The sequence below is a fragment of the Streptomyces sp. A0592 genome (assembly GCF_004795115.1).
GTDB lineage: Bacteria > Actinomycetota > Actinomycetes > Streptomycetales > Streptomycetaceae > Streptomyces > Streptomyces erythrochromogenes.
In genome coordinates this window covers 319,259-333,208 of sequence record NZ_SSBM01000003.1, presented here as the reverse complement: position 1 = coordinate 333,208, position 13,950 = coordinate 319,259, and the positions used below count along the sequence as shown (strand labels likewise).

The following is a 13,950-nucleotide window of genomic DNA, read 5'->3' as shown; positions in this document are numbered from 1 at the left end:
CAGGCCGTGGATCCTCGCTCTACACGCCCCAGGTCTTGAGCGCTCTGGCGGCGGTGCCGTTGTTGCCGAGCTGGTAGATGCTGATGCCGCTCGCGGAGAAGGTGAGCGGATCGAGCGGCTCGGCTTCGATGGTGGCCAGGCCGACGGTGACGTGGGGGAGGTAGTTCTCGCCGCTGTGGTCGGGGACGTAGTTCTCGATGTAGGTGAGGGTGGGTGTGTTGATCTCCGGTTCGGCGTCGGTGCGGACGTAGGCGTCCGCGGTGCCGCCGCTGCCGGTGTAGGGGCGCAGGGCGTCGATCAGGCGGGCCTGGAAGTCGAGGACCTCGGGCCCGGGTGTGACGACGATCGCGGCCAGCCCGATCGAGGACTGCACTGCCAGGTGGGCGATGCTGTGGGTGGTCAGTTTCAGGGTCGACAGGTCCACGGAGGCGATCGCGTCGTCGATGGCCGCGTACACCTGGTCAAGGGCCGCGGTTCGCACGTAGCGCTGCAGTGTGGTGATGTGCGGCTGGTGGTGCTCGTCGAGGGCGAATCCCGTCGGTGCGGGCACGCTGGTGAGCATCCGGGCGTTGACCCGCTTCGCGAGGGCGATCATGCTCTCGTCCGGGTTGAGCAGGACGTCGACGGCGATGAGGTCGTTCATTCGAACTCCACGGGGTACGGATACGGCGGGCGTGCCGAGGCGTCCAGGTGGCTTCTGCGGCCCCGGTCAGAAGACGGTGACCCAGTCGTCCTTCATGCTCACGACCGTCCAGCCGAGCTCTGCGGCTTTCGCGAGCGAGGCGTCGGCACCCCGGGTGTAGGAGAACTCGCGCTCCTCGTCGTCGTGGTTGACGAGCAGGGCGAACCGGGCGCTGGCGAGCATCTCGATGTCCACGTCGGCATTGCCGCCCGCGAAGACGGGCAGTCGGCCGGTGTGGGCGAAAATGTGCTCGGGCTTGCCCGCGCCCAGGTCCAGGCTGCCCAGGAGCTCGCGGGAGCGGACGAGTCTCCCGTCGGCGTAGGTGTACGCGGCGGCCGAGCCGATGACGTTCTCCTTGGGAATCCCCCAGGTCTCCTCGGCGAGTACGCGCATGAAGTCGCGGCCACCGCCGGAGCACACGAACACGCGGAAGTCGTTCGTGTGCAGCAGGGCGAAGAGCTCCAGCATCGGCCGGTAGACCAGCTCCCTGTACGGAACTCCGAGCTTCGGGTGCTTCGCCGTCCCGGTCCACTCGCGCACCTGCGCGTCGAACTCCTCGGGCGTCGTGCCGGCCCATGACCGGGTGAAGGCCTCCAGCAGGGTCTCCACCACATCGGGGTCCTGCTTCCCCAGGCCGCTGAAGAACTCCGGATCCTTCTCGATGAGCGCCTTGTACGGCTGCCGCGCCGCGAGCGAGGGGTCGGCCTTCACCTCCTCCGCCCACGTGCGGAACACGAAGTCGAACTGCGGGGGCAGCGGCTGCTCGACCCACAGGGTTCCGTCGTTGTCGAACGTGGCGATTCGATCGGCGGGCTCCACGAACGCCGGCCCCGGCGTCGTCGCGGCCGCGACGAAGTCCACGATCGCCCCTCTGGCCGGGCCGTCTCTCCAGCTCGCGAGGACCTTCTCGGGCATAAGCACTCCTTGGCGCGGTGCACCTCGGCGCCTCAGCGGGTCAGGACGGTCGGCCTGCGGTCATTCCCGGACTTCGGACATCTTCGACGATCCAGGTCAGCGCCGGTTGCTGTTCCGATCTTCCGTCTCAACCCCCAGCTCGGCCAGTTCGGCGGCGAGGTTCGCGCGGGCCGGGGCCTCCCAGTGCGCCGTGCCGTGGGGCGTGCGGAAGAGCCGGGGCAGGGCGAGGAGCTGGCGGAGCACGGCGGCGCGGCCGGTGCGGAAGGCGTCGTCGGGGACGAAGCCGTACTCGTCGCGGACGGCGGCGGCGTAGGCGGCGTACGCCTGCGGGGTGCCGGCCAGGACGGCCAGGTCGGCGTCGCAGAGCACCTCGCCGTCGGTGTCGCCGGGGGCGGGGTCGTGGGTGACGGTGAGCCGGACCAGGCGGGCCACCTCGGCGGTGCGCGCGGCGTCGATGCCCAGCTCGGGGAGGGCGCGCTCGGCCAGGGCGGCGCTGCGCTCCTCGTTCTCGGAGCGGTCGGGGCGGTAGACGGCGTCGTGGAACCAGGCGGCGAGCCGGACGGCGGCGGGGTCGGCGGCGTACGGCGCCAGTACGTCGACCCGCGCGAGTACGTCGGCCAGGTGCGCGGTGGTGTGGTAGCGGCGCTGCGGCTCCGCCCAGGCGGTGAGGAGGCGGTCGGCGTAGGGCGCGGGATCGCGGTCGGCGGGGGCGCCGGCCTCGGCGACGGTGGCCCGCCAGCGGGCGCGGAGGTCCGTGGTGTCGGTGCTCGGGATGCCTATGTCCATGCGCACATTGTGGGGGTGGCGTGATTGTGCTGGTGGAGCGCGGCCGGAGGCCCGTACCCTGGATATTGGACTAGACCTATTTTGTGCGTTCTTCCGAAGGATGGGATCGAATGAGCAACCGTGCGCTCCTGGAGGTGATCGCCCTCGACGTGGAGGACGCGGTCGCGGCCCAGGCAGGTGGGGCGGACCGCCTCGAGCTGGTCACCGACATGGCCGCCGACGGCCTCACCCCGGCGCGCGAGACGTTCGCGGCGATCCGGGCGGCGGTGGACATCCCGCTGCGCGTCATGATCCGCAAGGCGGACGGCTTCGCCGCGGGCGACGTCCCCGTCCTCGCGGCGACGGCGCGCGAGCTGCGGGCGGAGGGGGCGCGGGAGTTCGTCCTCGGCTTCCTGAACGCGGACGGCAGCCCCGACCTGGCCGCGGTCGAGGCGGTCGTCGCGGAGCTGGACGGCTGCGCCTGGACCTTCCACCGGGCGATCGACCGCGCGGCGGACCGGGACCAGCTGCGCAAGGCGCTGGCCGACCTGCCCGGCCTGGACACCTACCTGACGGCGGGCTCCGCGGCCGGGGTCGACGAGGGGCTGGCGGTGCTGCTGGCGGAGGCGGCGCGCGGTGGCGAGCCGGGGTACGGGCCGCGGATCCTCGTCGGCGGCGGGCTCACCCTCGCGCACCTGCCGGTGCTGCGGGCGGGCGGGATCGACGCCTTCCACATCGGCGGCGCGGCGCGCCCCGACGGGTGGGGGCGGCCCGTCTCGGCGGCGTCGGTCGCCGAGTGGCGGGCCGTACTGGACGGTTCCGGCCCGGTCGGCGTCTGACCGCGACCACCCCGTCCCCGCCCCCGGCCGGCCATGGGAGCGCGGCCGGCGTCACCCCGCGCTCTGTCCGTCGGCGAGGCCGGAACTCCAGCCTCGCCGGCGTTTGAGGCGCGGGGTCAGGGGCGGAGCCTCGGGAGGCCCGCCGGAGGCCGGGGACGGATGCGCGGTGGTGCCGCGGGCGATCCCCCCGGCCGGGTCCGCCGGTCAGGCCAGGGCCGGCGGGAGGGGGGTCGCGTGGAGCGCCGTCAGGCCGGAGACGGCTCGGGTGAGGCAGACGTACAGGCGGCGCAGGCCGGTCCGCTCGTCCGGTTCGCCGTCGACGATCGCCGCGGGCTCGTCGAGGACCACGTAGTCGTACTCCAGGCCCTTCGCCAGCGAGGCCGGGACGAGGGTCAGGCGGGACTGCGCGGTCGTCTCCTCACCGGGGGACAGGTACGGCAGCCCCGCCGCCAGCAGGGCCTCGGCCAGGGCGGGGATCCGGGCGTCCGCCGCGATCAGGCCGATCGAGCCCTCGTGGGTCAGGGACTCCCGGCAGGCCTCCAGCACGGCCGCATCGAGGTCCGCGACCTCGGCGATCTCGGCGATCCGCAGGGAACCGGGCGTCTCGCGGACCGAGGAGACCGGGGCCAGGCCCGGGGAGATCTCCGGCAGCAGGCGGGAGGCGTAGGCGATCACCTCGCGCGGCACGCGGAAGCCCGCCGTCAGTTCCTCCAGCACCGCCTGCGGCTTGCCCAGGTGTGCCAGGGCCTCGTCCCAGCTGCGCGTGGCCCACGGCGTGGTGCCCTGCGCGAGGTCGCCCAGGACCGTGGCCGAGCCGGTCGTGCAGCGCCGTCCCACCGCTCGGTACTGCATGGGGGAGAGGTCCTGCGCCTCGTCGAGGACGACGTGGCCGAGCGAGTGGGTGCGTTCCACCAGGTCGGACGCCTCGTCGATGAGGACCAGGTCCGCGGCCGACCACTTCGCCGACTTCACGCTCCGGAACGGCTTGGGCCACAGCAGGAGCTTCTGCTCGTCCGCCGTCAGGACGTCCTGCGCGTGCTCGGCGAGGAAGTCCGGGTCGGAGAGCAGCCGCAGGACCAGCTTCGCCGGTTCGACGAGCGGCCAGACCTCCTTGACCGCTGCCTTCACGGCCGCGTTGCGGGCCACCGCGTCCTGGACGCGGTCGTCCGGGGCCTCGCCCGCCTGCTCCATGCGGACCAGGACGGCGTGCGCGATGCGCTGGGGCAGGGCCTCGCGGGCGGCGCCGTAGCGGATGTCGCGGTTCTGCAGTTCCTCGACCATCTCCTCCAGCTCGTAAGCCGGCACCCGCCAGCGGCGTGAGCCGCGGACCACCATCAGCGGCTCCGTGGGGCGGCCGACATGCGAACGGACGGCGCGGCGCAGCACCTCCGCCATGCGGGCGTCGCCCTTGACGACGGCGGTCTCGGCGGGGTCGGTGCCCCGCACTTCCAGGCCCGCGCGGGCGACCAGGTCGTCGACGGTGGCCTGCTTGACCTCCAGCTCGCCCAGGGCGGGGAGGACCTGCTCGATGTAGTGGAGGAAGGAACGGTTCGGCCCGATGACGAGGGTGCCGGTGCGGGCGAGGCGCTCGCGGTGCGCGTACAGCAGGTACGCCACCCGGTGCAGGCCGACGGCCGTCTTCCCGGTGCCGGGGCCGCCCTGCACGCAGACGGAGCCGGACAGGCCGGAGCGGACGATTTCGTCCTGCTCCGGCTGGATCGTGGCCACGATGTCCCGCATGGGGCCGACGCGCGGGCGCTCGATCTCCTGCTGGAGCAGCTTGCTGACGGCGGCCGCCTCGGCCGGGTCGGACAGGTGCTCGTCCTCGTACGCGGTGAGCTCGCCGCCGGTGTAGCCGAAGCGGCGGCGCAGGGCGATGTCCTGCGGGTCCTTCTTCGAGGCCCGGTAGAACGGCTGGGAGACGGGCGCGCGCCAGTCGATGACCATCGGGTCGCCGTCGGCGTCGTGGACGTGGCGGCGGCCGATGTAGAACTGCTCGCCCTCCGCGCCTTCGGCCAGGTCGGCGCCGGGGGCGTGGAGGTAGTCGAGGCGGCCGAAGAAGAGGGGGGTGTGGGCGAGGTCGGCGAGGGCCTTGATGCGGTCGTCGATCTGGGCCTGCAGGACGATCGCGTTGACCCAGTTCGCGGTGACGTCGCGGATGTCGAGGGCCTCGACGTCCTCGCGCATGGCGCGCAGGGCGGAGCGGGAGGCGGCGAGGTGGGCCCGTTCGCGGCCCAGCGGGTCGGCGGGCGGGGTCGCGTCGTCGGGGGTGGTCTCGGGGGCGTGCGCGGGCACGGGGATGCCTCCAGCTGCTGGTACGGAACAGAAGCCCCCGGTTTCCGGCCGGCGGGCGGCTCTCCCCGATGAGGCGGTGGGAGGCGGCAAGAGCGGAGATTCTAGCCAGCGCGGCGCGCCCGCGCGAACGAGATTCACCGGGCCGGAAATCCGTCGGGGCCGGGACCTCCGTACGGGTGTCATACCCGGGAGTGTCAGACCTTGGGGAGGGGCCCTAGGGGGCGGTATGCGACGGGAGGAGGAGGCCGGGGGCCTTGGGATTAGGCCTCCGGAGCGATGTGGATCCGGCGGCGGCGGAGCACCATGGATTCATGAGCACCGCAACCTTCACCCCGATTCAGGGCGGCCGCCCGAGCGGCGCCACCGCCATCTCCGACTCCACGCCCCGCCACCGCCTCGGCAGCATGCTGCACGCCGCGAAGGTGTTCGCGGCGGCCGCCGTGAGCGTCGTCGTGCTGGGCGAGTACGCCGAGGACGCGGGCGTCATACGCCGCTGAGGCGCCGCGCGCCCGGGTCCCCGGACCGCGCCCTGCGCCCGGCCGGCGCCCGGACCCCGGTCCGCGCCCCGGTGTCAGGCGTCGACCGCCTGGTAGACCGTGGTCCAGAAGTCGTGGATGAGCTGCGCCGGAGCCGCGGTGGTCAGTCCGACCTGTGTGAGCAGGACGCCCGTGAGCCCGTTCTCCGGGTCGGCGTATGCCGAGGTGCCGGTTCCGCCGTCCCAGCCGAACTGGCCGAGGGGCGCGTAGTCGCCGCGGTAGGTGCGCACCGCCATGCCGAAGCCCCAGCCGCCCTGCTGTCCCTGGCCGAAGGACACGTGGACGGCGCCGCGGGCCAGGGCCGACCGGGTGGCCTCCTGCTCGGGGGTGAGGCGGTTGGTGGTCATCAGCTCGACGGCGGGCCGCGACAGGATCCGCTCGGTGCCGTGCGTGCCGCGGTTCAGCAGCATCCGGAAGTAGGCGTGGTAGTCGTCCACGGTGGAGACCAGCCCGCCGCCGCCCGCCTGGAAGGCGGGAGGCGCGCTGTACTGCCCGCCCTTCGCCTCGTCCCACACGGTGAACTCCCCGGTCTGCGGGTTGGGGGCGTAGCTGGGCGGCAGCCGGTCGATCTTGTCGGCGGGCACGTGGAAGGCGGTGTCCTTCATCCCGAGCGGGTCGAGGACGCGCTCGCGCAGGAACGTCTCGAACGGCTTTCCCGTGACGCGTGAGACCAGCACGCCGAGGACGTCGTGGCTGAGGTGGTACTGCCAGTGCTCGCCGGGCTGGCGCATCAGCGGCAGCGCGCCGAGGCGGCGCATCCACTCGTCCTGCTCGGGCAGCGGCACGGCGCCCTGGCTGAAGACGCCTCCTTCGAAGATCGCGTTCATGACCGGGGAGCCCAGGGCCGTCAGGTCGATGCCGAGGCCGAAGGTGGAGGTCAGCAGGTCCCGTACGGTGATCGGGCGCCGCGCGGGCTCGGTGTCGTCCACGGGGCCGTCGATCCGCTTGAGCACCTGACGGTCGGCGAGTTCGGGCAGCCACCGGTCCACCGGGTCGTCCAGCCGCAGCGCGCAGTCGTCGAGCAGGGCCATCGACGCCGCCATGGTGACCGGCTTCGAGGTGGACGCCATCCGGAAGATCGTGTCCCGGCCCATCGGCGCGCCGCCGTCGTGGCGCATCGTCCCGATCGCCTCGACGTACGTCTCCTCGCCGCGGCCGATCAGGGCGACCACCCCGGGGATCTTCCCCGAGTCGACGTGCCGCGTCAGCACGTCGCGCACCTTGCGCAGCCCTGCGCCGGAGAAGCCGCCGTTGCTCCCACCCATGATGATCCCCCGTGGTCGATGTTCGAGAAGTGCTGAACGACTCCGACGCTACATTGCGTTCACTGATCAGTCAACGATCATCTAGGGTCTACATGGCCTATCTATGCGGGAGTTGGATCCAATCGTTGCAATGATTGTGATGCTGAATGCAATGGCCTGGTTGGCCATGCGTTGCAATGAGCTGTGAGTGAACGCCTAGATCCACTAGGGTCACGCGCGTGACCTTGAGCCCCGCCCCCAGCGCTCGCCGTCGCCGCTCGCCGGTGTGCTGCTGACGGGCTCGCTGCTCGTGCTGGGCGTGCTCTGCATCGCCCTGCGCGTCCCGATGGCCGATGACCTCGTCGAGGGCTTCTCGGCCGCCGAGTGGCGCCCGCCCGCCGGCTATCCGCCGTTCGCGGCGATCCTGTTCACGCCCGCCGCCTGGCTTCCGAGCGGGTTGTTGAAGGCCGTGCTCGTCCTCGGCAACGCCGGACTGCTCGCCCTGCTGATCGCCCTGTCCTGCCGCCTCGCGGGGCTGCCGGCCAGGACCGGGCCCGTCCTGGCCGCCACCATCGCCGGACTGTGGCTGGAGCCGGTCTTCCAGGCTCCGCTCCCCGGCCAGATCAACCTCGCCCTGGCCGGTCTGGTCGTGTGGGACCTCACCCGCCCCGGTGCCGCCCTCGGCAAGGGCTTCGCGCTGGGCATCGCCGCCGGGATCACCCTGACCCCGGCGGTCCTCGTCCCGTACCTGCTGGCCACCCGCCGGGTGCGGGCCGGGCTGACGGCGCTGGCCGCCCTGGCCGGGACCGCGCTGCTCGGGCGGCTGGTCCTGCCCGAGGAGTCCGCCGCGTTCTGGTCCCGGCACCTGGCCACCACCGGCCGCGCCCTCGTGCTGGACGGGCCGGGCCTGTGGGTCTGGTGCGTCCCGCTGCTCGCCGTACTCGTCGCGCGGGTCCGCACCGCCCGCGGCCGGTCGGTCAGTCGTTCGCCAGCAGCTCGTCGGCGTCCATGATCCGGTAGGCGTACCCCTGCTCGGCGAGGAACCGCTGGCGGTGCGCGGCGAAGTCCTGGTCGATCGTGTCGCGCGCGACGACCGAGTAGAACCGCGCCTCGTGGCCGTCCGCCTTCGGGCGCAGGACGCGGCCCAGGCGCTGTGCCTCCTCCTGGCGCGAACCGAAGGTGCCCGACACCTGGATGGCGACCGTCGCCTCCGGAAGGTCGATGGAGAAGTTCGCGACCTTCGAGACGACCAACACGCTGATCTCGCCCTGGCGGAAGGCGTCGAAGAGCTTCTCGCGCTGCGCGTTGGACGTCTCGCCCTTGATGACGGGGGCGTCCAGGTGCTCGCCGAGCTCGTCGAGCTGGTCGATGTACTGCCCGATGACGAGCGTCTGCTCGCCCCGGTGCTTGCGCACCAGCGCCTCGGTCACCTTCCGCTTCGTCGCCGTCGTCGCGCAGAAGCGGTACTTCTCCTCCGTCTCGGCGGTCGCGTACGCCAGCCGCTCGGACTCGGTCAGGTTGACCCGGACCTCCACGCAGTCGGCGGGCGCGATGTAGCCCTGCGCCTCGATCTCCTTCCACGGGGCGTCGAACCGCTTCGGCCCGATCAGCGAGAAGACGTCCGACTCGCGCCCGTCCTCGCGCACCAGCGTCGCCGTCAGGCCGAGCCGGCGCCGCGCCTGGAGGTCGGCGGTGAACTTGAAGACCGGCGCGGGCAGCAGGTGCACCTCGTCGTAGACGATCAGGCCCCAGTCCCGGGAGTCGAAGAGCTCCAGGTGCGGGTAGACACCCTTCCGCTTCGTCGTCAGCACCTGGTACGTGGCGATCGTGACCGGCCGGATCTCCTTGCGGGTGCCGGAGTACTCGCCGATCTCCTCCTCCGTCAACGACGTCCGCTTCACCAGCTCGTGCTTCCACTGGCGGGCCGAGACGGTGTTCGTCACCAGGATCAGCGTGGTCGCCTTGGCCTTCGCCATCGCGCCCGCGCCGACCAGCGTCTTGCCGGCGCCACAGGGCAGGACGACCACGCCGGAGCCGCCGTGCCAGAAGCCCTCGACCGCCTGCTGCTGGTACGGGCGCAGCGCCCAGCCGTCCTCGGCCAGGTCGATCGGGTGCGCCTCGCCGTCGACGTAGCCGGCGAGGTCCTCGGCCGGCCAGCCCAGCTTGAGCAGCGTCTGCTTGATCTGCCCGCGCTCGGAGGGGTGCACGGCCACGGTGTCGGGGTCGAGCCGGGTCCCGACCAGCGGGATGATCTTCTTCGACCGCAGGATCTCCTCCAGCACCGGCCGGTCGGTGCTGGTCAGCACCAGGCCGTGCACGGGGTGCTTGGAGAGGGTGAGGCGGCCGTAGCGGGCCATGGTCTCGGCGACGTCCACGAGCAGCGCGTGCGGCACCGGGTAGCGGGAGTACTCCACGAGCGCGTCGACGACCTGCTCGGCGTCGTGCCCGGCGGCCCGGGCGTTCCACAGCCCGAGCGGGGTGATCCGGTAGGTGTGGATGTGCTCGGGCGCCCGCTCCAGCTCGGCGAACGGAGCGATGGCGCGGCGCGCGGCTCCGGCGAGCTCGTGGTCGACCTCGAGCAGGAGGGTCTTGTCGCTCTGGACGATTAGTGGACCATTCACGCGCAGCGCCCCGTTTCACTCAGGTCAAACCTCCAGTGTGCCGTACGGGGCCGGGGCTGGGAACACGGCGCCCGGCGGACGCGCCCAGGTGAGCGCGCCGGGGCCGAACGGGTCGAGGACGGCACCCCACGACGTTGCGGACGGATGATCGTGAAAGCGCCGTCATAGGGTGGCCGTCGCTCAGGCGACCAGGGGGGACCGGACGCTCCTGACGAACGGACGCTCATGACGCAGACACGGTTCGACCGCTCGCTCCTCTTCGACTCCTCGCCCCCCGCCGCCACCGTCGTCCACGACCTCGGCCTGCTACTACTGCGGCTCGTCGTCGGCCTCACGATGGCCGGCCACGGCACGATGAAGCTCTTCGGCTGGTTCGGCGGCCCGGGCCTCACCGCGACCGGCAAGGGCTTCTCCATGGCCGGCTATCCCGCCGGGGACGCCATGGCCGTCATCGCCGGCCTCTCCGAGACCCTCGGCGGCCTCGGCCTCGCCCTCGGCCTGCTCACCCCGCTCGCCGGCGCGGCCCTCACCGGCGTCTTCATCAACATCCTCGACGTCCGAGGCCTCGACGCCTACTTCCCGCCCAAGGGCGTGGAACTCGAAGTCGTGCTCTTCGCCTCGGTCGTCGCCCTCACGCTCACCGGGCCCGGCCGCTACGCCGCCGACCACTACCTCCCGGTGCTGCGCGCATCACGGCCCCGCTACTCCCTGCTCGCACTGCTGGTCGGCGCCGTCGTCGGCTTCATCGTCCTGCTCATCCGGGACTGACGGCAGGGCGGGCGCGTTCAGGCGCCCAGGTGCTCCAGCGGACCCGACGGGTAGGGCGTCTCCACCGGCAGCAGCGCGCGGGCCGCGTCCTCGGCGCCCTCCGCGCCCGACCGGAGCAGGCCGTGGACCTCGTGGACCAGCGGGGTCACATCGCGGATGGAGACCGTCCACTCGTCGGCGTACGCCCGCGACGCCGGACCGGACAGGCCCAACTGGAGCGAGCGGTACGGCAGCGGGCCCAGGCGCAGGCTGCGCTCCGGGTCCCACTGCACGCGGGCGGGCGCCCGGCGCAGCGACTCCTGCCAGGCCGCCCGGTCGGCGTGCACGTCCGGCTCGTAGTGCGACAGGCAGGCCTCGCGCAGGGCCCGGTCGAAGCCCTCGCGGGTGATCTCGACCGCGAGCACCGTCTCCTGGTCGGCCTTGGTGGCCCAGCCGCAGCGGTACATCATCCACAGGAACGACGGCTTGATCCACGTCATCCGCTCGCGCTTCCAGGCGGGCGGGAAGCGGTTGTCGCGGGCCGCCGGGACCCCGAGGCGGGGCGCGTAGGCCTGGTAGACGGTGACGGTGGTGTCGGTGTGGGCGGCGCGGATCTGGCGGTGCGGTACGGCTTGCATGGGCCCAGCGTGCCGAGCGCTCGGCCGCGGGGCCAGCCGTTTTCCCTGCGGGTGCGGCGCCATTGCGGGGGCGCTGCCCCCGGGCCCCCGCGCCTCGAACGCCGGCGGGGCTGGATTGGCGGGGGCGCTGCCCCCGGGCGGGGCTGATGGGGTCAGAGGTGGTCGTCCGCCAGTTCTGCGACGCCCGTGACGCGGTGGAGGGCGTACGTGCGGACCTCGTCCGCCGTGTGGTCGTAGCCGGTGACGAAGCCGCCCTCGACGCGCACCGGGGCGATGACCCGCTGGCTCGCCGCGCCGTCCGCGTTCACGTAGCCGATCCACACCACCGACCCGGTCAGCGCCGCCGCCTGGACCGTCGCCAGGGTTTCCGCCGCGCTCGTGCGCGGGAGTTCGCCCGGTACCGCGGAGGCCGGCCCCGGTTCCTTGCGGACCGCCGTCGCCGCCAGGTCGCCCGCGCGGATCGCCCGTACGGCCGCCCCCAGCAGCGTCGCGTCCGGCACCGGCGGCCCGTCCGGCACCGGGACCGGCGCCGAGCGGGCCGGCGTGCGGTGGGCGTCGGCCCGCGCCACCAGCACGTCGCCGGTGCCCGACTCCGCGGCCGGCGCGTACCCCATCGCCCGCAACCCCTCCAGCAGCACGGTCGGTTCGGCCCGCGCGGCCAGCACCGTCGGCGCCAGCCGGCGCAGACCCAGCCCCGCCGAGCGCTTGTCCGCCAGGATCTCGCCCAGCATCGCGTCGTCGTCGCAGCGCACGTACGAGGAGGCCGCGCCGACCCGCAGGTGCCCGTGCCGGCGGGCCACGTCGTCGATCAGGTACGCCAGCGGCTGCGGCACCGGCGTACGGCTGTGCTCCTTGAGGAAGGCGTGCAGATCGGCGGCGGCATGGCCGGCGTCCAGCGCCCGCCGCACCGACCCCGGCGTGAACCGGTACACCGTCGCCCCGCCCTTGGACTCCACGTCCGCGAGCACGGCCAGGGTGTCCCCGAGCGGACGTCGCAGCGGTCCCGGCGCGACCGCCGTCAGGTCCGCCTGCAGCAGTACGTGGTCCACCGGCTCCGGCAGCAGCGGCGCCAGCAGCGGCGCCGGGTCCCGGTGCTCCAGCAGGGCCCGGCCGGGCCCCGACAGGGCGCCCCGGCCGGTCACGCCGAGGACCTCCGCCTCGGTCGTCGCCCAGCCCGCGAGCCGGGCCCGCAGGTCGCCGGCCGTACGCACGGGACGCTCCCACGCGAGCCGCGCCAGCACCGCCTCCATGTCGGGCGAGCCGCCCTCCGGCAGGTCCGCCAGGAGTTCCAGGACCCGCCGGCGCACCTCGGGCGCGGCGGAACGGTCCAGTTCGGGGCCGAGCACCGACAGCGTGCGCCCCTTCGTGTCCTGCTCGCCGACCAGGCCGGCCGTCCGGGTCGCCGGCAGCCAGGCGGCCGCGAGCACCGACCACCGTTCGGCGGGCGGCAGTTCGCGCCAGTCGTCGAAGGCCGGGGTGGGCGCGTACCGCTCGTCGGCCTCGCCGTCGCTGGCCAGCAGCCCGGCCGCGTAGGCGAGTTCGATCCAGAACGCCGCCGACGCCTCGGTGGCGTCCAGGCCGGCCGCCGCCCGCTTCAGGTCCCGTACGGACAGCCCGCCCGCCCGCAGCACCGGCGGACCGGTGTGCTCCCAGGACTTCACCAGCTCCTCCACGGTGGCCAGCGCGGCCAGCGCCTGACCGGCGGCGTTCGCGTCCACAAGCTGTGGACGGTGCTCGCGGTGCACGGTCACCGGCGGAGCCATCGGCGCGGTGTCCCGGTGGGCGAGGCCGCCCCGCAGGTGCAGCGCCACCTCCCGGGGCAGGACCACGGTCCGCGCCGTCGCGGGCAGCAGCAGCCCCCGGTCGCGCAGCCAGCGCACCGGCGGCGCCGGGTTCGGGGTCACCTCCCCGTACGGCGGCCCCCACACCAGCCGCCCCAGCACCTGGTGCGCCTCGGCAGGGGCCTCGTCCAGCAGCGCCGACATCCGCTCCGGGTCGGTGAACAGCCCGGTCAGCGCCGCGACCGCGGAGACCGGGTCATGGGTTGCGGGCAGCCCGGCCGCCGCCACGATCTCCTGCACCCGCGTCGGCGACATCCCGGCCGTGGCCTCGGCGACGGTCGGCCCGAGCCCGGTCGGCGAGGGCCGCTGCGCGGACGGCGCGAGCAGCTCGCGGGCGGTGCGCACCAGGCGCAGCCGGTCCTCGTCCCCCCACACCAGCGCCTGGTCGCGCAGCGTGCCCAGGGCGCCGGGGAGCGCGGCACGGGCCCGCTCGTCCTCGCCACCGGTCAGCAGCCCCTCCAGCACCGGGTACGGGCACGGGTCCGGGGCCACGGCGAGGGCCTCGGCCGTCTGCAGCGTGAACCGGTCCAGGCGCTCCAGCGCCCGCACCACCGACGCCCGGGTCCCGGCGCGCGTGGCGAGCTGGGTCACGTCCCCCGGCACCGGGTTCAGCAGGTCCGGGCGGGAGTGCAGCAGGGCGGAGAGCGCGGCGTCGTCGCGGGCGCGCAGTGCCTCGGCGAGGGAACGCGGGGAGCTCGCCCCGGTCCCGCTCTCCGGAGCTCCCGCAGCAGTGCTTGGCTCGGGCACAGTCGCCTCCCGGTCGCGTCGGCCGGTCGAATCGGCCGGTCCCCATCCGGCCAACGGTATCCGCTGCGCCCGGGGCGGCT

General features: G+C 73.6%; 12 protein-coding genes. 4 read left to right on the top strand and 8 right to left on the bottom strand.

Annotated features, from left to right (window positions below; genetic code table 11):
• Positions 1 to 19: 19 nt before the first annotated feature.
• The 3 genes from E6U81_RS06880 to E6U81_RS06870 form a co-directional block, all read right to left on the bottom strand.
• Entirely contained in the window at positions 20 to 643 is a 624-nt protein-coding gene (locus tag E6U81_RS06880; protein WP_136229175.1) for a hypothetical protein, read from the bottom strand.
• A gap of 66 nt (positions 644 to 709) precedes the next feature.
• Positions 710 to 1,597, bottom strand: a complete 888-nt coding sequence (locus E6U81_RS06875; RefSeq protein ID WP_136229174.1) for an HAD family hydrolase — start codon at positions 1,595 to 1,597, stop codon at positions 710 to 712.
• Positions 1,598 to 1,693: 96 nt separating this feature from the next.
• Positions 1,694 to 2,383 carry a hypothetical protein gene (locus tag E6U81_RS06870; RefSeq protein ID WP_136229173.1) on the bottom strand — a complete coding sequence of 230 codons (690 nt, stop codon included), beginning with the start codon at positions 2,381 to 2,383 and terminating at the stop codon, positions 1,694 to 1,696.
• 110 nt (positions 2,384 to 2,493) lie between these two features.
• Between E6U81_RS06870 and E6U81_RS06865 the strand changes: the two genes are divergently transcribed.
• On the top strand, positions 2,494 to 3,201 hold the full coding sequence (locus tag E6U81_RS06865) for a copper homeostasis protein CutC (protein ID WP_136229172.1): 708 nt from the start codon (positions 2,494 to 2,496) through the stop codon (positions 3,199 to 3,201).
• 204 nt (positions 3,202 to 3,405) lie between these two features.
• Here E6U81_RS06865 and E6U81_RS06860 read toward each other — a convergent pair whose 3' ends face one another.
• Positions 3,406 to 5,496, bottom strand: coding sequence for an AAA family ATPase (locus E6U81_RS06860; RefSeq protein WP_136229171.1), 2,091 nt, complete (start codon positions 5,494 to 5,496; stop codon positions 3,406 to 3,408).
• Positions 5,497 to 5,807: 311 nt separating this feature from the next.
• Here E6U81_RS06860 and E6U81_RS06855 point away from each other — a divergent pair, with 311 nt between their 5' ends.
• Complete coding sequence (locus E6U81_RS06855; protein WP_030662445.1) at positions 5,808 to 5,993, top strand: hypothetical protein; 186 nt, start codon at positions 5,808 to 5,810, stop codon at positions 5,991 to 5,993.
• A 74-nt stretch (positions 5,994 to 6,067) separates the two neighbouring features.
• Here E6U81_RS06855 and E6U81_RS06850 read toward each other — a convergent pair whose 3' ends face one another.
• Positions 6,068 to 7,297, bottom strand: coding sequence for a serine hydrolase domain-containing protein (locus tag E6U81_RS06850; protein WP_136229170.1), 1,230 nt, complete (start codon positions 7,295 to 7,297; stop codon positions 6,068 to 6,070).
• Positions 7,298 to 7,562: 265 nt separating this feature from the next.
• Here E6U81_RS06850 and E6U81_RS06845 point away from each other — a divergent pair, with 265 nt between their 5' ends.
• A complete protein-coding gene (locus E6U81_RS06845; RefSeq protein WP_240803688.1) occupies positions 7,563 to 8,288 on the top strand; it encodes a glycosyltransferase family 87 protein in 726 nt (241 codons plus the stop codon).
• Here the strand turns inward: E6U81_RS06845 and E6U81_RS06840 are convergent.
• Positions 8,254 to 9,897, bottom strand: coding sequence for a DNA repair helicase XPB (locus tag E6U81_RS06840; RefSeq protein WP_136229169.1), 1,644 nt, complete (start codon positions 9,895 to 9,897; stop codon positions 8,254 to 8,256). The genes E6U81_RS06845 and E6U81_RS06840 overlap by 35 nt on opposite strands.
• Before the next feature lie 225 nt (positions 9,898 to 10,122).
• Here E6U81_RS06840 and E6U81_RS06835 point away from each other — a divergent pair, with 225 nt between their 5' ends.
• Positions 10,123 to 10,665: a DoxX family membrane protein gene (locus E6U81_RS06835; protein WP_136229168.1), complete on the top strand. Its 543-nt coding sequence runs from the start codon at positions 10,123 to 10,125 to the stop codon at positions 10,663 to 10,665.
• 17 nt (positions 10,666 to 10,682) lie between these two features.
• Here the strand turns inward: E6U81_RS06835 and E6U81_RS06830 are convergent, their stop codons facing one another.
• Positions 10,683 to 11,282, bottom strand: a complete 600-nt coding sequence (locus E6U81_RS06830) for a DUF4291 domain-containing protein (RefSeq protein WP_136229167.1) — start codon at positions 11,280 to 11,282, stop codon at positions 10,683 to 10,685.
• Between the two features lie 152 nt (positions 11,283 to 11,434).
• Entirely contained in the window at positions 11,435 to 13,870 is a 2,436-nt protein-coding gene (locus E6U81_RS06825; protein ID WP_240803687.1) for a helicase C-terminal domain-containing protein, read from the bottom strand.
• Between the last annotated feature and the right edge of the window lie 80 nt (positions 13,871 to 13,950).